Origin of the sequence: Chryseosolibacter indicum, assembly GCF_018598585.1 — a bacterium.
Classification (GTDB): domain Bacteria; phylum Bacteroidota; class Bacteroidia; order Cytophagales; family Cyclobacteriaceae; genus Chryseosolibacter; species Chryseosolibacter indicus.
In genome coordinates this window covers 1-21,197 of sequence record NZ_JAHESD010000081.1, presented here as the reverse complement: position 1 = coordinate 21,197, position 21,197 = coordinate 1, and the positions used below count along the sequence as shown (strand labels likewise).

The following is a 21,197-nucleotide window of genomic DNA, read 5'->3' as shown; positions in this document are numbered from 1 at the left end:
CCTCTAAGTCTCCTCTAAGTCTCCTCTAAGTCTCCTCTAAGTCTCCTCTAAGTCTCCTCTAAGTCTCCTCTAATACTTTTAAAGACTTTTTCCAGACTTTCCCAGACTTTCAAAGACTCTTCGTGCTTTGACTGAGACTTCTTAAACTCCCCTCGTACATCTAAAGACTTCTCCTTTCGAACTTCATTTGCTAGCAATGGAAATGGTTAGTAAGTAATGCCCGGAAAATCCTTTTGAGCCTGGATAAATTGCGCCTCCCACTCGGCCGGCCATCCGAAAGCTAAAGTAGCTTGCTCCTTCAAATTAGTACCTGCGGCACCACTCCAGAAATGCACGAATTCACCGTAGTTCATTCTTCTGCTATAGATCAAATTCTTGTTATCGTTTTCAGCATCCGGTACTTTGGGGAAGTGTTTAGCAAGCAGTTCGAAAAAACCGTTAAGCGCTTTGCTACCTCCATGGTTTTTATAGATAGGATAAAACCAATCTCTAAACCAATACGTGCCAGGAGAAGGAAAATTATCGCTATAATTCATGTGTTTGTCATAGAGCTTCTTTGCCTCAGCTGTTTTCCCTATTCCAAGAAAAACATCATATGCGAAAATTTCGGCCCACTTACTATCTCCCCAAATATCGAAGGCAGGAGACTCCCTTACTTGTTTAGACACACCTTCTACAATGTGAGAGACCTCGTGAACAGGCATGCCATAGTTTTCGTATGCATCATCATGCCAAGCATTTGCGACACCAGCACCGTTATCAATGACGTTTCGGTAGTCGTGGTGTTTATCGATATACCCGGCGGGGTGGCCACCACTTGCTTGCTGTGCATGAAAAATTACATACAGTCTGTTTTCATCACCAAAATTGCCATATACTTTTTTTGTATATCGCCACACGTCGGTCATAAACTGATTAGGCCATGTAATTGATTTATCTATATCTTCATCAAAATAAATAACTACATCATCGTTGTAATACATTCTTTGCAATAGCGATTGATGCGAGCCCCAATGCTCCTTCCATGTTTTTGGTGGCGCCCCAGGAGGATCAACTGTTTCCTCCTTTACTGGGTTTTCTTTCTCATTCTCATCTTCGCTACAGGAAGTATTGAAAAGAAAAGGGAACAAGGCGAATAAAAAAAGGCATAGGAGTTTCATATAATCCATGGATTATGGTTATTTTTTCTTAAATAAAGGTTTGTGTTTACTACGGTTTGGAACTAACCGTCTTTTTTGCTGATGACCTTAATGACTTTCCCTTCAACTTCAAAGTTCAGCCGATCTGTCTTTTCAAAAACCCTGAGCACGTCACGAAAAGTGCCGTAGCGTTTTATATCCGCCGTAAATCTGTAATTTTTGATTGCTTCACTTTCAAACTCAAATTCTACATCATACCAACGTGCGAGCAACTGGCTTATCTGGTGAAATGATACGTTATCAAATACAAGTAATCCGTCTTTCCAGGCAGAGTACTGCGAGGCATCTACCTTTACAACACTTACCTTCTCACCCAAAACAGCTTGTTCATCAGGCTTTAACATCAACTCGCTATCTCCTATTTTTCTTACAGATACTTTTCCTTCGTTTAAAGTCACGTACACCTGAGCATTATCTGCATAAGCGTTGATATTAAATTGGGTACCATATACCTTCACTTCACCTTGTTGTAGCGTGTTTACGATAAATGGTTTTTCAGACATGTGTGCTACTTCAAAGTAAGCCTCGCCCGTAAGTTCAACAGTACGTTCCTTTGCAGCAAATTTCACAGGAAATTTCAATTGTGTCTCTGAATTTAACCAGACCTTAGTGCCATCAGAAAGTGTAATTTTATATTCACCACCACGAGGAACAACAATTTCATTAAAGATGAGTTCATCTGTAATAACGTCATCTGCATCATACGAAAGTCCGCCTGAGGAATTATAAAGATTAACTCCGTTAGCCTCCTCAAATTGTTTGTCCTGATTTATGCTATCGGACAGTGTTATTGTTTTACCATTATGAAGTCTTACAATGGCCTGAGAAGTTCCTGGATTGATTTTAGCAATCTGCTCTTCAAAAGAGCTTGTATTCCCGGCTTTGTTCTTGAAATAAAATGCACCCGCGGCTATGCATACAAATGTTATGGCTGCAGCTACTTTATACCATAGCAAATTGATTTGCCTCCCTCCTTTTTCTTTAAAAACTTTAGCACTTAGCTTTTGCCAGTCCGCTTGAACATCTATTTGTTGAAGGAACTGATCGCGTTTTAATTTGTTAACGGGGTCGATAACGGTATTATACAGTCTTTCATTCTCAACAGACTCTTTAATCCATTGATCCAACTCTGATTGCTCAGCTTCGGTCATCTCTCCGGCAAGCTTTTTAGCTATTAATGCGGATATTGAATGTAGTCCGTTTTCTTCCTGCATAAAGGGTAATTTCAATCTAAGAACACATGAAAATTTTAAAGGATGAATTTTTTTATACTTTATTTTTGATTGATTCTGAATTTTTATATTAAAACTGGGTTTAAAACGAATGCATAATGTAGTAATAATAAAAACAAGAACCGGATGCCATTGTTTTAACCTAAACAATCTACTATTTGAATAACCTAGTTGATAAGCATCCGGCCTTGTTCTATTGGGTTGTTTACAAACAGGTATTACCTGACATTCTTGCAAGAGATCTATAGCCCGTAAATTCTATACTACTGGAAATATATTCTTGTCTCAATGGCTCTTTACGTATAAGATCTGTACTTAAATACTTTTTGTTACTATCACTCAAAACGGTGACTACAACACTTCCTGCGCCCAGCATCTGTTGTAATTTTATTGCACCAATAATGTTTGCCCCTGAAGATATTCCAACCCCAAGCCCTAACTCCATAGCAAGCTTCTGCGAAATTAATATTGCATCGCCATCATTTGCCTGGATCACCTCATCCAATTCATCGAGCTTGACAATGGACGGAATAAACTCATCTGAAATTCCTTGAATGCGATGGCTTCCGACTTTATGTCCTGTGGTAAGTGTAGGAGATTCTGCAGGTTCAAGAGGATGAATTCTTATTTGAGGATTTCTTGACTTTAAAAACCTACCAACCCCCATTACAGTGCCCCCCGTACCTACGCCAGCTACAAATGCATCAGGAATACGCTGTTCCTGTTCGAGTTGAGCCCATATTTCTCTTCCTGTTGAAAACACATGTGCATCTACATTACTGCCATTTGCAAATTGCCGAGGCAGGAAGATATTGGGCTCGGAGAAAGCCATGTCTTCTGAAAGCTGAATACTTCCCCGAAATCCACCTTGCTCCTTACTGATAGTAATAATATCCGCTCCCAGGCTTCTGATTATGTCCGTCCGTTCTTTACTTAACCAATCGGGCATAATAATTCTAACCCTATGACCAAGTGCCTTTCCTAATGCTGAAAATGAAATACCGGTATTGCCACTTGTTGCCTCTACAATTATGTCATTAGGTTTTATTAAGGCTGACGTATAAGCTTTCTGAAGAATATGCAAAGCCATACGGTCTTTAATGCTACCTGTAAGATTATAGTGCTCGCATTTAGCAAAAACAGAACCTTGCTTACCTTCATAAGTGTAAAAAATTTCAACCATAGGCGTGTTGCCTACCAGGTTCCAAAGGTTTCGGAATTTAGATTGAAGTTTTTCATCTGTCTTTGTCTCTACCATTGCATTCATAAGATAGTGGTGAATAAATCAATTAACGGACTGCGTTACCTTCGCTCCTTCCGGCAAGAGCACTATTCGTTTAAAATTGGTATCGTTCAAAAATTGCTCTGCTGCTTCTTTTGTCTGTTCGGGCTTTATGGTGCTAAGCTTTTCGTAATACCTGAGTATTCTGTCAATCGCTTCACCTCTTGCATACACATCACTTAAATAATAAAGCCAGAAATAGTTTTCCCTGAACCTGATTTCAGTCTGGCGCTTTTCTTCTGCCTTGTACTTTAGAAGATCGACCTCTGATACACCAAAGTTCTTCAGTTGATTTATTTCATCTATGGTTGCTTTTATAAGTTTCTCAACATTTCCTGTAGCGCAACTAAAGCTAATGTTAAAGGTATAACTTGTCTTTGGTATGTTTGAATAACTGACATTAACCGATGGCGTATAGACACCGCTTTCCTTTTCACGTAGACGTTCTATTAATTTGATTTTAAGTGCTGCATTCAATATATCCAACATCATGTTGTTTTCCTCACTATACACATAATCTCCATGAAGGAAAAGAGATACAGAAGCCTTATCCTCCAATCCTTTAAATACCTTTTTCTCCAATTTTCCTTTTACAGGTTGAATGTTAAGATCGTGATAGCTCTCACTGCGACCCGTTACCGGAAGTGAGCCCAGATAAGTTTCAATATATGGTTTTAAAGATCCAACACTAAAATTACCAACAAAGAAAAAGGTAATATCATGACTATCCGCAAAACGTTGTTTGTAGAAACGATATGATGTCTGTAAGTTGAGCGATTCAACCTCTCTGATAGTTGGGGCTGTACTCCGCTTATGATAGCCTCCCATAACTGCGCTGATCGTATCCTGGTGAATTGCTCCTGGAAATGAAGGTCTTGCTGCGATGTTTACCTTATAATTTTCCTTGATCATTTTAAAAGCATTAGAGTCAGCCCGCGGTTGCGTAAAATATAAATGAATAAGCTGAAATGCAGTAGTAATATCCTTTGGCGTTGATGAGCCAAACACACCTTCAAAATGCTGATCGATATAAGGAGATACGCTAACCACTTTACCAGACAACAATTTATTTAACTGCGACTTGTCGTATGCTCCGACACCTGAAGCACTGACAACATCGGCAGCTATGCTCGCGGACAAGTATTCTTGTTCTGAGCTCAAAGATGTTCCTCCCGGACTCCATGCGGTAAAGACAATCTCGTCGGTTTTGAAATCTGTTGGCTTCAATACTACAGTAACTCCATTACTTAACTTTAACTCAGTAACCCCAAGGGACTCTATTTGCTTTTCACTCACCACTTTTCCCCCTGCAGGTATTGTTGACAACAAAGGTTGATCAATAACATCGTCTGCATAAGGCTTTACATCTTTACCTGCTGACTTGATCCATGAAAGATATGTTTCTTCATTTGGAAGACGTGATTTATTACCTTCCAGACTTTCGAGAATAGCAGTACAGTTGTCCGACTCTGTGATTAGCTTTGCAAGCTTATTGACCGTTTCTATGCTGATGTTATCAAGCTCTTTTTCATAATATTTATAAATGAAATCAATGCCTGGAATGGGTTGGCCCTTTGTAAAATGAGCTATATAATCATTGACTAAATTTGAAGATGCATTCTGGTTGCGTTCATTATACTGTTTTTGAACTTCTGCCCAGAAGTTTTGCTTGGCACGAGCCAGCTCTGTTGTCGTAAATCCGAATTTATTTACCCGAACAACCTCATCCATAACCCCAGTAATAGAAGCCTTTAATGCTTCCGGTTCTTTCGCTACTGTAGTAATAAAGAGAGAACTTAAGTTACCTAAGCCACCATAGTATGGCCCGTAGTAACCCGATGCATGTACAAAAGGAGCATTACCGCGTTCCATGATTTCCTGCAGGCGTGCCTCAAACATCTTGTTTATCATTTGTATAGCGGCGGAACGAGACAGGCCTTCGGTTGTATTCAAAATAACCTGAGGCTTTTTAAAGAAGATGTATGATACGTTGTAAGAGAACTCCGGGTCGGTGACAATCTTTACAAGTGGTTTATCGTTTAATGGAATATTGAACGTTTCAAGCTTCCTCTTCCTCCTCGGATTTTTGAGCCTTTCAAAATTCTTCCTGATAAGCCCTTCAACCACGTCAACATCAAAATCACCGACAGCTATTACTGCCTGTAAGTTGGGGCGATACCAGTCATTATAGAATCTTTTAATTGTTTCGTATTTGAAAGATTTTATGATATCGATCTTCCCAATAGGAAGTCGTTCAGCATAACGTGAATTATAAAAGATTACAGGAAAGATTTGTTTCCGCATTCTCTCCCCTGCATCCTTGCCCCGCACCCTGTCTTCTTCTACAATAATTCCGCGCTCCTTATCAATCTCGTCACTATCAAACGAAACGTGACCTGCCCAATTGCTAAGAATGTTAATTCCCTTACCCAGCAATTCTACATCATCTGTTGGCAAGGGGAGCTGATACACAGTTTCATCAAAGCTTGTGTAGGCATTAAGATCTGCACCAAAACGTACACCTGATTTTTGAAGATAATCGACTAACTCATTTTTTGGAAAATCCTTTGTACCATTAAAAGCCATGTGCTCCGTGAAGTGCGCTAAGCCTTGCTGGTCATTGTCTTCCATATTCGACCCGGCTTTTACGACTAAGTACAGCTCCGCCCGGTTTTTTGGTTCTACATTTTTACGAATGTAATATGTAAGACCATTACTAAGCTTTCCTATTTTTAGTTTTGGGTCTATTGGCAGAGCTTGTGAGACACTTTGACCAAAAGAAGAACGGCACAATACAACAAAAAGTAATACAGCCAACAACAGGCCATTTACCAATTTGTTCTTACCTCTCATATATCTTTGTTTATTGTTATCTGTATTACAATTTGTCGTGCATTCTGAAATTACCTCGTTAAGTCTCTCTTAGATAGCAGGTTTATCAGAATAGCTTTTCCAAAGCTCATCAAGTGTTTTACCTGTTTCCTGTTTCCAGATATTCTCGGTAAAGGTTTTGTTTCGCATTGCTTCGTCTATCGTTTTAACAATTCCTTTTTTCTCATTCTTTTCAAGCCATACGAAGAAACGTGCTGCAATCCTGTAACTATTGGAATAATGATGGCCGGAAGTAAATTCTGGCAAACGCCACCCCCCAACTTCATTACTTAAGCCAAACTTGTAACGGACATAGTCTGCTATACCTTCAGTGATCCATCCCGGGCCTGCATCACCAGGATAGCTTTGTACGATATGCATAACTTCGTGTGTAACGACGTCTATATCGGCCGGATGCTTATGAAACCAAGCTGAACTATAACGAACTACTCCCCCACCTGCTTCTGCTACACCGTGGTATGCGGTATCTATAAGAAAGGTTATTTCTTTAATTGAGTGTTTGTTATACGTTTTCGTTAAAAGAGGATAAACTTCAAAGAAAGTATCAATGAGTTGAGTCTTTACTGAATTATCAAAAGTGGCGTCGTTATTAACAACGGTAAGGGTATATCCTTGTTGTGTTATTACCTCCTTGTCCTGAGCATTAAGAACAGCAGGAAGTATGACAAGAATCTTTATAATGATCAAATAACAGCGCAATAATGGCATAGTAGGTGTTCTTCGATTTCGATTTAGTGTAAGAACACCACACCTTATTTAATGGATGAATCCGATTGAAATTTTATTTATCCGATTGTGCGTAATGTAACGCCTATCTGTTAGCTGGAGTGAATTATCAGGAATAAAAGCATGGTAAAAGAGAATTCGCCCAAATAATTTTTCAGTGTACGCAGGGCATTATATTTAAGCGTTTTTACTGTGTTTACAGAAACACCTAACTGCTCTGCAATCTGCATATTAGAGAAGCCTTTCATGGTTAAGCGCATGATATTAGCACTCTGAGGGGGAAGTTTTTCGATAACCGCTTCAAGCTGCCGGTATGTTTCTTCCGGAATTGTTACCTGATTAAAGAAGAGATCACTTTCTTTCTCTATAAGGTTTAAGTGTTTCTCTCTGATCTTTTGATTTCGGATATAATTGAGGCAGGAATTTTTGACTAAGACATATAAAAAGGTCTTAATAGAAGGTATCTCCGTGTATTCGTTACGCTTGTCCCAAAACTTAATAAACACCTCCTGCGCTATGTCCTTTGCTATATCACGATCTTCTACATATCGAAAGGCCACAATACAAAAAGAAGCGTAGTACTTTTTGAAAAGCACTTCAAAAGCATTTCTATCATTCTCTCTAAGTCTCTCAAACAGTAGTATATCCTCGTTCATCAGGATTCATTAACCTTCGTGAATAAACATACTAATTTTTTTCTAACATTGATAACAAAAACTTAACCGGCCCTTCTCGTAATCGTTTCCAACCATTTAAATAATTCAATAATCGATTTTTTTGGATTACATACCAGTTTCTTTACTTTTAAAAGTTGAGTTAAATAAATACCAAACATGTTGAAAGTAAAATTTATTGGATTGTTCCTCCTTATCAGCTTCCAAACCATTGTATACGCACAAAAGAAAGCGAAGAAGCAAATGTCGGGTAATCCGGTATTTCAGGGATGGTATGCAGATCCGGAAGGAATTATCTTTGATAAAACTTACTGGATCTATCCTACTTACTCAGCGAAATATGATAACCAGGTTTTCTTCGATGCATTCTCTTCCGAAGACCTTATAACCTGGAAAAAGCATGAACGCATCCTTGATACAACAGAAATAAAATGGGCCAGAAGAGCCATGTGGGCTCCTTCAGTCATCAGAAAAGACAATAAGTACTTTTTATTCTTTGGTGCCAATGATATCCAAAGTAACGATGAAGAAGGTGGAATTGGCGTAGCTGTTTCAGAAAGTCCTGGAGGACCCTTTAAAGATTATCTCGGCAAACCCCTGATCAGTAAGTTTTATAATGGTGCTCAACCTATAGACCAATTTGTGTTTAAGGACAAAGACGGTCAGCACTACCTTATTTACGGAGGATGGAGACATTGTAACATAGCCAAGCTTAAAGATGATTTTACCGGAATTGTTCCGATGGCTGATGGCACAACGTTTAAGGAAATTACTCCTGATAATTATGTAGAAGGACCTTTTATGTTCATTAGAAATGGAAAGTACTACTTCATGTGGTCTGAAGGCGGATGGACGGGCCCTGATTATAGTGTGGCTTACGCTGTGGCAGATTCTCCTTTCGGCCCGTTTAAAAGAATTGGAAAAATACTAGAACAAGACATGAAAATTGGCAGAGGTGCTGGTCATCACTCCGTTATACAAATCCCCGGAAAAGACATCTGGTATATAGTTTACCATCGCAGACCTCTTAACGAAACTGATGCTAATTCAAGAGTAACTTGTATTGACAGGATGTATTTCGATGAGCAAGGACTTATCAAACCCATCATCATCACCAAAGAAGGTGTCGAAAAACAAATAATCAAATAACACCTGAGATTTCCTGTATGCAATGTTATTTGGCAAAATGGTATCGCACACCAATACCGGCATGCAGGATACTCCAGATATTTAATGCGTGCACATTTTGCGTGTAGCTAGCTAACTTGATTTCATTTGTACCAATTTCGTAGTAGGCAGTAACTTTGCTTCCTTGCTGCAATCTATTTGTTATAAAGCGCACATTGCCTCCTATAAACACGTTGACCCTTACCGCTTCGCTCCACCAGTAATATCCATTGGGATACCACGCCGGAAGATCGGAAGAGTACTCATGACCAAACGTGTAGTTAAAATAAGTCCCTATGGTAAGGGGATGAATGAGCGTTGTTGGATTGGGCTGAAGCCTGATAACTTCACCCGTAAATTTTAATGTCATTGTTCTTATCGCACCATCACCGGCATATGCAGGAGGCACATAACCAAAAAGCAGGTCTACATTAGCTTTTTCTTTGAACAAATCATAACCTGCTCCAATAGAGAAAAAACCAATACTGCCCGCGTATTGAACCGCAGCAAAGTCAGGAACATACCATCTAGGAATATGCGGCTCCTTTTCCTGTGCAAAACCTTTAATATATGTAAAAGCAAACAGAAGAATTATACAGTAAAGTCTCATTTACTAGTAATAGATTTTTTCATACGAATATTTATCACCATACAACTTAATGAGCAGATACATCCTTTCTTGCATAGCAGTAGATATCAGGTATCTTATGTTGTCATGGTACGGTATGGTGTCATTGAACTTATGTTGATGTGCATGAAGGCTTAAATTTACCTTTCCTGAATTCTCTAAAGCAGTAACATAACCTTGTTCAAGTTTTCTATCGAAAGAACCGTCGAATGGAGATATATGAGAAACTACAATAGCACGATCAAAATCATCGTCATCAAGTTGCTCTTCAAGCCAATGTATATCCGGTACACGTCCGTTAAACCTATACTCACGCGAATTGGTATTGAGAAGTATAAATTTAAAACGATTTACTATAAACGAACTGTTCAACGGCCCGTAAACCTTTTTAAAAACCGTTTCTCCATTTCCTGACAAGTCGTGATTACCAATAACTCCGAGATAAGGAATCTTAAGCTTGCGCATAATCTCGTGAATCCATTCGAACTCATCTTTTAACCCAAAGTCACTGATGTCTCCTGCGAGAAACACGAAATCCGCATTTTGCTTGTTGGCACTTTTCACAAAGTCTTCTACTTCATCGTAAAATCGTTGTGAGTCCCCTGTATGGATTATCACAAGCGTATCCTTAGAAGGTGGAACTGAAGACAAAATGCGTTCTATGGCTTTTGCATTTACATTTCTGTTTTTATCGCTAACGTTTGTTTCATAAGGATGATATTCGAAAAGTGAACACGACACCACTAGCATCCCTCCTCCTACGATAATTATAAAAAGTTTAAAAAACATACATGTGCTGGTATTATAGCTGATTAATCCCTTAATAAAAATATCCTTCATCTGGCACTTGCCATTTTTACTGACACGGGAGAGGCTATTAGAATAACGGCGGCAAAATTGTAATGAATATCCAATATTAGAAACAGAAGAACATATTATTTTTTATTATGGTGGAGACAAGATTCCAAACAAAGTGCTGCATATAGAAAGGAATAACATTAAATACTGGTAAGAAATTACATCTTGTATCTAAAGATTATCCTTAGGATACAATATTATAAATAGGAATATCGTTTTGATGTCTTATAATTACCATTGCGCTTACTAACTTTTTCCATATAAAGTTTTGAAAAGCCAACCTACCAAGCTCTAAAAGTATGCGACGACTGATCTTCATAGCACTCATTACTGCTGGGCACGTAACATCAGCCCAAATCAGTTCTACCGAGAAAATAGACCTTGGATTTTCTCAAATCGAACCAAAGAGAGAAAAAAAGCAGAGTTCGTTCCTGCAAGCAGTAAAAGTACCAACAATGCTTATAGGTCTTGGTGTGTACTCTTGTGCGAGTAATGATGTTGTAAACCGATACGAAATACGAGAAGAGAGAAATGAGCATCTTCCAAACTTTAAGTATTCGGCAGACAATTATCTGATGCACGCACCGATTGCAATTGTATACGGACTTAACCTTGCAGGCGTAAAAGGAAAGAATGATTTTAAAAACCGTTCGCTCCTCCTTCTTAAATCCGAGGCTATTATGGCTGCGCTAACCTTTTCCTTTAAAGAGATGACAAATGTGTCAAGACCTGATGGAAGTGATGGATTTTCTTTTCCTTCAGGACATACAGCACAGGCATTTGCCACAGCTACCTTTATGGCAAAGGAATACGGCGATGAAAGCCACTGGTATAGTATAGGCGCCTATGGCATTGCTACCACAGTAGGCGCAATGAGAATTTTAAATAATCGCCATTGGATATCAGATGTTTTTGCTGGCGCAGGGATTGGTATTTTATCTACTAACCTGGCGTACCTGACACATCGGTATAAATGGAAGAATAAAAATTCTAATCTTACTTTAGTACCTGCCTACACCAGTGGTCCCGCACTTTATGTAAGCTATAGGCTGAATTAGATTTCTTACTTGTAAACTGTTCATAACCTCGCTTTCGCAATTATAGATAACCAATGGCAGCTCATCATTGATAACGATTCAATCGCGTAAGCCACCAATGGTTAGTAACCTTGTCTAATCAGTCACCTTCTGCAACAGGTTCTGCGTTTGCTCCCACATCCCCCGAAGCAACTACTTTCGTACCGACCATGATTTTAATGTGTCCGTTTAATTCTTTTAAAGAACTATAAAAAGCTGGATCGCTAATGACATAGTATTTATGCGTACTGAATTCTCCGGTAGCGCCATCAATAGAATACAACGTCATGAGTTTTTCATCGGATGCAGTAACCGCTTTTCCGTCATAAACTCCTGTGATGTACTCGATACCTTTCCCTGTTTTGTATAAAGAGATCTGAACAAGTGTCGTCCCTGCATTTCCCTCCCAGAAAACGACCCTTCCGTAGACACTGTCTAAAGCTGTAGCAGGATCTATGCTATAGGCACTGTATGTAGTTAATGTTCCTCCTCCAGATGCTGTGTTTGTTTCTGGTTCTACATCTTCAAGTTCACAGGCGGCAATTGAAAATAACATCGACACCATCAATAACATCATTATATTGAAACGTATATGCTTTAGTGTTTTCATAGTAATTCAATTTTAGAAGTTAAACATTACCCTTGCGTAATAATAAGCACCGTTAGAGCCTTGCTGATAGCCATTGTAAAGTGTAAAATCTCTTCTGAGAGGTATATACAAGTCAGGATACTGATCTAGTACATTATTACCTCCTACTGAAAATCTGACGTTAGGTGTGAGGCTATAGGAAAAGCTTAAATCAAAAACAGTTTGAGCTGAGAACGTCTGATCGAGGTATTCATCAGTATCAGGGTCAGTAAAAATAGAAACATCTTTTACTTTACCATAATACGTACCGCGAAGCATTGTAGAGAATTTGCCTTTCGCATAATTAACTGATCCTATAACCTTCTGACGTGGTGTTCCTGTTTCGAACTGTCCGATCACAGATCTGTCAAGGTATTTTTCGACCAGCTCTTCATCGGTAAGATTTGCAACGTTGAGGTCTACAATTTTTCTTTTCAGGATTTCATTTTTATTAAATACACCGGAAAGCGTGAAATTGAGTTGAGATGTTCCACCAAGTGTCAAGGAGTAATTTCCGACGATCTCAATTCCCCTGGATCGTACATCGGCACCATTTACAAAGAACTGTGCTTGCCCTTGTCCTATTACCTCTTCGTAATTATTGCCGACTTCTGCAGCATCAAAAGCGAGGGTACGGAATATCCTGTCGTCTACATCTATCTGGTAGGCATCGATACTAAAGTCGAGTTGGTGATTTACACTATAGGTAAGGCCAGTTCCGAAACTTATCGATCTTTCTTCTGAAAGTTCTTTGATACCTAGAACACGCGCCGCAGTACTATTTGTAGGATAAGTAGTTTCATCAGAAGGTTGTGGTACCCTGTTCGCATCCAGTTCAAAAACAGTAGCGGTGTGGGTATAGTTAAGTTCCTGAAGTGATGGCGCTCTGAATCCTGATGAAACTGATCCGCGCCAGGTAAGGTTATCCAGGATCGAATACCTGGCTGCTATCTTACCTGTTAAAACCTGACCGAAGTCGGAGTAATTTTCCACGCGTACCGCGCCTGCCACCAACACTGCGTCTGATATTTCAAGTTCGGCATCTACGTAAGCTGCGAGATTAGTTCTAAATTCATCACGTTCATTTTTAGGACCAAAGCCGGCAAAGCACTGGCAATTGGGAGCAAAAGATTTTATCGTAACCTGATCGCCACGTCCAACAACCAGAGGATTTCCAGCGCCATCTACAATTGGTTTACTTGATCCATCTTCAAGCGGTTTACCATCAGGACCAACTAACAAGCCATCTTCTTCTACCGTAAGAATTCCTTCATTACCATAGGTATAGCTTTCCTCCTGCCCGCGTATAATCTTATAATTCTCGATGCGCATCTCTGCACCAAATGCTATGTTCAAGCCTTTCAATACATTAAATTGCCTGGAGAAGTCGAGGTTAGTAGAGTTTTGCGAGAACTGATGTGTTCCAAGATTCATCTCTACAGGCGATAGAGAGCCGAGGGAAGCATTAAAGGTATTCACCATCCCAATTCTCATCCTGTTCTTTCCAAACGTGTTACTGAAATCCATATTAAATTCTCCAACTTTACTGCGAAGCCCAACAGTAGTAGAGAAGTCACCCGAGTTACTGGTCATCTGAGGCCTGAACCCATTTGGATAAAGTAAATAATTGAAACGATCTGTTTGGGCAGGTCTTCTGAAATAACAGGAATAGCCATTGAGATATTTGTAAGCCAATCCACCAAATGCGTAAAACTTCGTATTGTCATTAATAGCAAATTCAGCATTGTAGAAAGTACTTCCTAAAGTAATAGCAGGCATCCCTGAATAAATTGTAAAGTCTGACTGATCAAGACCACGCGCAGCCATTAGTCCTTGATTGGTTCTTAATGAAGTTGCTAATGCTTCATTTCCCGATGCCAATGCTGCAACCAATTCAGGATTAGTAATTACAGGGTTGCCAAACTTATCAGTACGCTCGTTATTTAAGTATGTAGCATCATATGCAGCGTAGTCGTAAATGAAAGTACGCAATGTAGGCTTCCGCTGCGTAACCTCACCTGATAAATTAATAAAGCCTCTTTTACCAAGCGAGAAACCATAGTTGGCAGTAGCCTGATAATTAAAACCATCAGGATCGCCATCAATTGTAAGATCGCCAGCATCACCTCCTGAATTCAGGTATCCCCCTGCTGTAAAACTTCCTGTAAGTTTATCTGTTCCTTTTTTTAAAACAATATTAATTACGCCAGCTACCGCATCAGACCCGTATTGTGCTGCTGCGCCATCTCTTAATATTTCAACACGCTCTACTGCAGCTGCTGGAATCATCATCATGTCAACAGAAGTAGAAGGACTTCCTACGGCGGTAGACATGATGAGCAAAGAAGAAGTATGTCTTCTTTTTCCATTGACCAGCACAAGGGTTTGATTGGGAGCAAGATTTCTTAGCTGGGCAGGATCGACATGTGAATTAAGATCACCGCCTTGAGACCGGGACGCATTGAAACTAGGGGCAAGAATAGCCAGCATTTGCGCCAAGTCTATCTGCGGCAAATCCCCCATCACATCCTGTATGGAGATGACATCAACCGGCACTGGTGTCTCCAACGCGGTACGCCCAACGCTGCGGGTACCGGTAACGATTACTTCACTTAGCTCTTCATAAGAAGGTTGAAAAGCAACATTGATTGTATTTTGACTTCCGACGATGATTTCCTGTGTCTTAAATCCAATAAACGAAAATACAAGTATATCGGAAGGAGTAGCTGTTAACGTATACATTCCTTGGGAATCTGTTAATGTACCTTTGCCTGTATTTCCTTTTACAAATACACTTACGCCGGGCAACGGCTCTCCTTCAAGAGAAGCCACCTTACCACCTACCTTGACTTCCTGTGCCCATAGCGCGGAAGCACAACACATGGTGAGAATAGAAATGCGTAGAATCAGTTTCATAATGGGTCGATTTACGATGAATGATTTTTAGAAAGATTGAAAACACGTAATGTTGATTGCAGGCGGCTGGTTTTCAAATGGGATCAGGTTTGATGGCGGTGTTGCGATCTTCTCATAGTGATTAATTTTAGGTTAAGGTTATTTAATTGACATTGCAAAACTTTCGAACACGTTTGCTAATGTTCTTTACTCAGTCAAAGAATAATATTCTTCTATTTCGGAAGATACCTTATGCACCAACTAAAACACATCCGCATTTTTACCTAGGAAGCAATCAAGAAATTACCGAGAAGGACATCTGTATAGATCATACAGTAGGTATAGCGTGATATTCCGAGCAACGGATTGCATAGCCCAGAAATAAAGATTTAACAGCAAAGATTTTACTACTTGAAAAAAGATGAGACTATAGTGCTATTCTGTTTTCTGCAATTTTAGCAACCAGTTCTGTAGTGTTCTTGAGGTTAAACTTGCCAAGAATATTAGCACGATGGGTATCAATTGTGCGGGGAGAAACATTTAGAAAAGCTGCAATCTGCTTGCTCGAGTATCCATCCATTACATATCGGATTATTTCCTTTTCCTTTGATGTTAAGAATGGAAGGCTCTTGCTATTCTTTTTGTGTATACATTGCAGAAGAAGATTTGATATCTCACTGGAATAAAAACGCTCTCCTTCTACCACCTTATCAATACCGAAAATGATTTCCTCTGGTTCTGCATCTTTATAAATAAATCCTTCAACTTTAGACTCAACAGTATTTAGTACAAAGAATTCATCCTTATTTAAAGAGATAATAATAACACGAAGAGAAGAGTTTTTCACCTTAAGATATTGTGCTGCATCAAAGCCACAATCTTTATTAACACCTAATAAGACAATATCAGCATCAAGACTATCAACGTGAGGCTTAACAGAATTAAAACTCTTGTAATCTCCAGTAACTTCAAACCGCGAGGTGTTTTTAAGAACAGACACCAATCCGATCCTGTATAAAGTGTTACTATCAATTACAACAACTTTAATCATATTAAGTAAATATAAATTTTTCATTGCTTTAAATGAAAGTTTTATATCTACCATTTCAATAGAAAGATAGCAGCGTTATAAAGCAATCGATTGTAAGTGCTAGATTGTTTATCCTCCTCGGATGCAAAGGATTGCAACGGATATTAATCCGAAAATTGTATTGAACGATAACATAGCATAAGTACCGGAACAGATCAAAAAGGCAGGAAAATGAAACATCAAAGAAACATAACTACTAAACCTTCACCTACCCATCGTGCGAACGATCGGCAACAGAAGGCCGTTAACAAGTCTAGGCAACGACCTGTTAACAACCTTCTGGACCGTTGTATCTTTATTGTAATCAATTCAACCTTCCTCTAAGGTTACTGTATTGAATTGCGTTTTTTGTAAATACAGTACTTGAAAGTTTATTTACTGCAAAACGATAGCCTATGTGTACGCTACAAACGTAAACCAGAATATATGCTATGCTGTTTTTGTAAACGAACACGAAACTCAGCAGGATAATTACAGCGCATATTACCCAAAGCGGAATTGATATATTCTTATAAACACGTATTTGAAATGACTTATAAAAGATAAGTGATGTAGTCATTATAGCCAATGCTCCTGGATAAGCACCTTCCATTACACACCTTCCGGAGAAAACAGTAAAGACGAAGTGTGATAGTATAAATACAGATGCAGAGAGTACAATACAAATCAGGTAAAGAAATATGACTTTACTTGCCCCTATTTCCTTTGCCACCATGTGACCAAATATCCAAAGTGCGATCATGGAAAGCATTATCTCTCCGAAGTTGGTATGCACAAATTGATAGGTGAAAACACTCAGCAAACCGTATTGCCAACTTGTATCATAGAAGGAAAGTCCGAGAGCAGATTGTATAAATTGCTCAATTGTTTCACCATCATTTATCTTGTATTCGAGAAAGCCGAAATACCCTAAAGCACAGTAGAGTACAAAGAAAAGGATGTGAATAGAAATTAATATGTTGATCGGGTTTTTAAGAGACAGCGGTAATTGAAAATATTGGACCTTATTGTGATGTCCCATTCTGTTTAAATACATCTTCATACGCGAATATTATTTACATTTTAGCGTATTACAACAAATAGGCCGCTTGACGAAAATGTCTCCTTTGGCTCTTATTTCAATATTCCCATTATAGGAATGATGAAAAAGTCAACATGTTGCGAGTTCTATGTTCCGGGGTTGGATGTTGTTGAAGTTTAAGGGTTGAAACTCATGCAGGGAAGAATTCTATTTTAATTAATTCTTCCCTGATGATGACTTACCTGATCATTTAGATTAAATGCTTTTTACCAGGTCTTCGATATATTGTAGTAATGTGGTAGCACCTCTTAATGGATAAGGAGGCATCTCGGATCCAACATCACGGGTAATAGCGGTCATTCCTGCCATTGACTTGGATGCTATCTCAGAGAAACCTACTTCTTTCATTGTTGTTATCCAATGCTCACGAGGAATCTCCACCACTTCAACAGGTCTTTTCAAAGCCTTTGCAAATGCCTCTGCCACATCTGCCGGAGAATAGCGCGCAGGACCTTCTACGTATTGAAGATTGCCTTTTGAATTTGACTCGATTAACAACTTTGCCGCTATAAGTCCAATATCCTGTGGTGCTACCATCGGTAGTTGGAAGTCAGGCGGATAGAACGAATAGATTTTGCCGTCATGTTGAGCTGATGCCAGTGACATAGACCAGTTGCTCATGTAGTAAGCACCGCGTATAATCGTTGATGGAATGTCGAGCTTAGCCAACGCTTGTTCCATTTCGTAGAGTACACCTAAATCACCAATCATCTCACCAGGCTGCGCACCATAAGTAGACAAAGCTACAACTTTTTCTAAAGGCGTATTCTTCATAGCAATGAGAATAGATGATAACGACCTACGCTCCTCCTTTTCTGTATCCTTTGAAGGATCAGCTGGAGGATTGAGCAAAAAAAGTCTTTTACCTTGTTCGAAAACTTTTTGCAGCGCATCTGTATCAAGTACATCCACCGATTCAACATTGGCTCCTTTCTGTTTCCAACCGCCTGCCTTATCAGCGTTACGGGAAACAATGATTACGTCCTGGCCATGCTCAAGTAAAGTTTGTACTACTGCCGAGCCCACATGGCCGGTACCTCCTAAAACAATGTACATAATTAATTAAATTTATTCTTCTTAAACGTAGCTGGCCAGTGTGACAACGTTATGTCAGGTGCTGTGATTTTATTCGTGCAAAAGAATCAATAGTTTATCTTAGAATATTGTTGCTACTACTTCCTCTATTTATTATTAAAAAAAATAAGCAAGCCATTGCTGACCTGCTTATTTAGAGAGGGACTGTAAAGTCTTATTGATTAAAGATAATAACCATCCATGTCAATGTTCCATCCATACGTATCACGAAGCTCAATAAGCTTATTATGTGCACTTGTGGAAATCTCTTCTATAGGTGATGCATAAAAACGACCACCAGTAATGTTCTTTTCTATGGCATTGTGATGAATGTTGTTTACAATGATGTCGAACTCTTCTCTTGTAATGAGATGGGCATCCGGATTACCAAATGCTTCTAAGGAGAAACTTCTGATCTGGTGATTTTCAGGCAAGGTAAACCAGTTTGGTAGCCGAACCCAGAACAGATCAAGGTCTGATAGTTGTGTATTATATGACAGATCGAGATCATCATTGAAATAGCCGCCAGGGCTAAACCTTTGCAAGGACGTTACATACTGAAGACCCTCTACAGTTTCTATTCCTCCATTATAACTAAAAGATTCGATTGTGGTGATCTTATCAATGTCTCCTGTAATCGTTACCTCATGATATCCTTCCGTCAGCACGACATCGGTGAAATGTAACGGCAATTGACGTCTGCCTGCAAATTCAGCCGGACCTTCAATTACAACTTCACCCTCACCTTCCAATGTAAATCTCAAGGGAGTTTCGCTGGTACCATGATCAACAAACTTAAAGCGTAGCACTGGCGTTGCCATCACTTTTAATGGAGCGCCATCCAATTCTTCAATCAGACTGTTATAAGTAAATGTTCGCGTAAAGATCTTATTTCCATCTACATCATAAACATTTAAAGTGTAGGTTCTGTCTGCATCGCCTGCGAAGCTAATGGTATTAATCTTTGCTTCAAGCGCTACGGTCTGCACGATCTTACTACCGTCTACTATTTCTGCACGGCCGGCAATGAGTTTGGTACTTCCGTTACCTGGAGCGAAGACAGCAATTTGCAGCGGTTGTACGATGTCAACACCAAAAGAAACGTATCCAAAATCTTCCGGAGCTTTAGCATTTACGCTGATCACCTGCATGCCAATATTAGAAACACCATTGGCAGTGACAACGAAACTAAAAGGTAATGGATTCGATACGGAAGATGCCAACGGAGAGCCTTGCTTTGGCGTAGCGTACAATACTTCTGTTCCCTTTACAATCATGAAATCAGAAACAGCATATGCTCCTGCCTTAAGTTCGAAGGGTTCTGTAATGTAGCCATCACCAACTTTCAGCAAGTTGATTTGTTCATTCGTTAATACCGGACCTGCGTTGTTTGTGATGCTGATTTTTACTGAAGCTCCTTCAGGTAAGGCTTGGCTTACTCTGCCTCCAGGGTCACTCGAAGATACTGATACTGAGAATTGTACTTTTTGATTAGCTGGGACAACCACTTCTTCTGTGGTACACTGAAGCAATAACACCGTAAACAGTGAGAGGGCATAATAAAAAAATTTATTCATACATTATCTTTTTTGCTCCCTCAACAAAATTTAAATGCCATTATAAATGAACCTTTAAAAACCAAGAAATGACATCAATGAAAACAAAAAGTCGCTCTACAATTTTTCTTTACGAGAACAATTTTCACCGATAGATGTACCTATTAAACTTTAAATGGTGAAGCAACGAGAAGGGTGATAGAAATATACCCGCTACATTCGAACCAGAACAGCGGCTTTAATTCAATAAAAGAATCACAAAAAAAACTTCTTACTCCAAAACAAAAAAGTCCTCCGCTAAAAGGACCTTTTTGCATCAAGCAAATTACTTTATTACTCCTTTCCAAGGATCAATTTGCGAAAGCGCTCATTCTTTAACCATAGTGATCCCCATGCGAGTATAGCGAGATAAACAGGAAACAGTACGTGTGAGAACAATGGGTTATCCATGCGAACATGTGTTGCTATAGCCCCCCCGAAATAACCAGTTAACAAAATAGCTCCCAGAATTTCTGTTCGTGGGAGAGCATAAAGAAGAACGGAGATCAGCCCAAGTGTACCCAAAATAGGAAGGTGATGTAACTGAAAGCCAAGTTCCGTGGTGCCTTTAATTGCTTCTTCATTAGGAATGAATTTAAAGATACTATCAGCAAACATGAAGAGGATGACAAGGCCACCCATGATGCGTGCGGTCCATATTCTTCCTTTTGAAGGAGCCGTTGTCGGTAGTGTAGCATGTAGTGTAGTCATGGTGTTTATGGTTACGTGTTTATGATGTTAAATTATCTCCAATCTCAATAGCTCTTGTTCTATTATCGAATTGGTAAAACAAAGATATAGCATGTTTTTAGCTTCGAGGGGGTGTAAAAGCGACATCCTCGTTGGCAGAATACGACAGAACTGGATTCTGGATGCTAAATACCAGATGCTTGATCCTTGGTACTGGATTCTGGTTGCTGAATCTTGATGTTGGAGTCTGGAAGCTGACACGCTCCGGCAATGACCTTTAGACAACCTACAAATAGCTCCCGAATAGCTTGGGAATGAATCATGCCGGCACCGTGCATGCGGTATGCGTACAGTATGTGTACGTAAAAGGAGCCAGTTTCACGCAGACATCTCGCACGCACGGTGCTCGC

At 39.4% G+C, this 21,197-nt stretch carries 17 protein-coding genes; 2 read left to right on the top strand and 15 right to left on the bottom strand.

The features are described from left to right. Positions 1–206: 206 nt before the first annotated feature. From KK060_RS22380 to KK060_RS22355, 6 genes are all read right to left on the bottom strand, one after another. A complete protein-coding gene (locus KK060_RS22380) occupies positions 207–1,169 on the bottom strand; it encodes a hypothetical protein (RefSeq protein WP_254156931.1) in 963 nt (320 codons plus the stop codon). A gap of 53 nt (positions 1,170–1,222) precedes the next feature. Next, positions 1,223–2,413: a FecR family protein gene (locus KK060_RS22375; protein ID WP_254156929.1), complete on the bottom strand. Its 1,191-nt coding sequence runs from the start codon at positions 2,411–2,413 to the stop codon at positions 1,223–1,225. Positions 2,414–2,636: 223 nt separating this feature from the next. Continuing rightward, entirely contained in the window at positions 2,637–3,698 is a 1,062-nt protein-coding gene (locus KK060_RS22370; RefSeq protein WP_254156927.1) for a PLP-dependent cysteine synthase family protein, read from the bottom strand. 18 nt (positions 3,699–3,716) lie between these two features. Then, positions 3,717–6,566, bottom strand: a complete 2,850-nt coding sequence (locus tag KK060_RS22365) for a M16 family metallopeptidase (protein ID WP_254156925.1) — start codon at positions 6,564–6,566, stop codon at positions 3,717–3,719. A 69-nt stretch (positions 6,567–6,635) separates the two neighbouring features. Continuing rightward, positions 6,636–7,292, bottom strand: coding sequence for a basic secretory protein-like protein (locus KK060_RS22360; RefSeq protein ID WP_254156904.1), 657 nt, complete (start codon positions 7,290–7,292; stop codon positions 6,636–6,638). A 131-nt stretch (positions 7,293–7,423) separates the two neighbouring features. After that, on the bottom strand, positions 7,424–7,987 hold the full coding sequence (locus KK060_RS22355) for an RNA polymerase sigma-70 factor (protein WP_254156901.1): 564 nt from the start codon (positions 7,985–7,987) through the stop codon (positions 7,424–7,426). A gap of 177 nt (positions 7,988–8,164) precedes the next feature. On the opposite strand from KK060_RS22355, the gene KK060_RS22350 reads away from it, so the two are divergent. After that, on the top strand, positions 8,165–9,154 hold the full coding sequence (locus KK060_RS22350) for a glycoside hydrolase family 43 protein (RefSeq protein ID WP_437124581.1): 990 nt from the start codon (positions 8,165–8,167) through the stop codon (positions 9,152–9,154). Positions 9,155–9,179: 25 nt separating this feature from the next. Here the strand turns inward: KK060_RS22350 and KK060_RS22345 are convergent, their stop codons facing one another. Continuing rightward, entirely contained in the window at positions 9,180–9,782 is a 603-nt protein-coding gene (locus KK060_RS22345; protein ID WP_254156892.1) for a hypothetical protein, read from the bottom strand. A gap of 3 nt (positions 9,783–9,785) precedes the next feature. Next, positions 9,786–10,640, bottom strand: coding sequence for a metallophosphoesterase family protein (locus KK060_RS22340; RefSeq protein ID WP_254156888.1), 855 nt, complete (start codon positions 10,638–10,640; stop codon positions 9,786–9,788). Between the two features lie 317 nt (positions 10,641–10,957). Here KK060_RS22340 and KK060_RS22335 point away from each other — a divergent pair, with 317 nt between their 5' ends. Further along, complete coding sequence (locus tag KK060_RS22335; RefSeq protein ID WP_254156886.1) at positions 10,958–11,716, top strand: phosphatase PAP2 family protein; 759 nt, start codon at positions 10,958–10,960, stop codon at positions 11,714–11,716. Between the two features lie 118 nt (positions 11,717–11,834). Here the strand turns inward: KK060_RS22335 and KK060_RS22330 are convergent, their stop codons facing one another. From KK060_RS22330 to KK060_RS22300, 7 genes are all read right to left on the bottom strand, one after another. Continuing rightward, on the bottom strand, positions 11,835–12,344 hold the full coding sequence (locus KK060_RS22330; protein WP_254156871.1) for a hypothetical protein: 510 nt from the start codon (positions 12,342–12,344) through the stop codon (positions 11,835–11,837). Positions 12,345–12,356: 12 nt separating this feature from the next. After that, complete coding sequence (locus tag KK060_RS22325; protein ID WP_254156870.1) at positions 12,357–15,278, bottom strand: TonB-dependent receptor; 2,922 nt, start codon at positions 15,276–15,278, stop codon at positions 12,357–12,359. 406 nt (positions 15,279–15,684) lie between these two features. Next, on the bottom strand, positions 15,685–16,332 hold the full coding sequence (locus tag KK060_RS22320) for a LuxR C-terminal-related transcriptional regulator (RefSeq protein ID WP_254156862.1): 648 nt from the start codon (positions 16,330–16,332) through the stop codon (positions 15,685–15,687). A 319-nt stretch (positions 16,333–16,651) separates the two neighbouring features. After that, positions 16,652–17,389, bottom strand: coding sequence for a rhomboid family intramembrane serine protease (locus KK060_RS22315; RefSeq protein ID WP_254156860.1), 738 nt, complete (start codon positions 17,387–17,389; stop codon positions 16,652–16,654). Between the two features lie 234 nt (positions 17,390–17,623). Next, positions 17,624–18,484, bottom strand: a complete 861-nt coding sequence (locus KK060_RS22310; protein ID WP_254156857.1) for an NmrA family NAD(P)-binding protein — start codon at positions 18,482–18,484, stop codon at positions 17,624–17,626. 200 nt (positions 18,485–18,684) lie between these two features. Continuing rightward, complete coding sequence (locus KK060_RS22305) at positions 18,685–20,079, bottom strand: hypothetical protein (RefSeq protein WP_254156855.1); 1,395 nt, start codon at positions 20,077–20,079, stop codon at positions 18,685–18,687. Positions 20,080–20,391: 312 nt separating this feature from the next. After that, positions 20,392–20,808, bottom strand: a complete 417-nt coding sequence (locus KK060_RS22300) for a DoxX family protein (protein WP_254156848.1) — start codon at positions 20,806–20,808, stop codon at positions 20,392–20,394. Between the last annotated feature and the right edge of the window lie 389 nt (positions 20,809–21,197).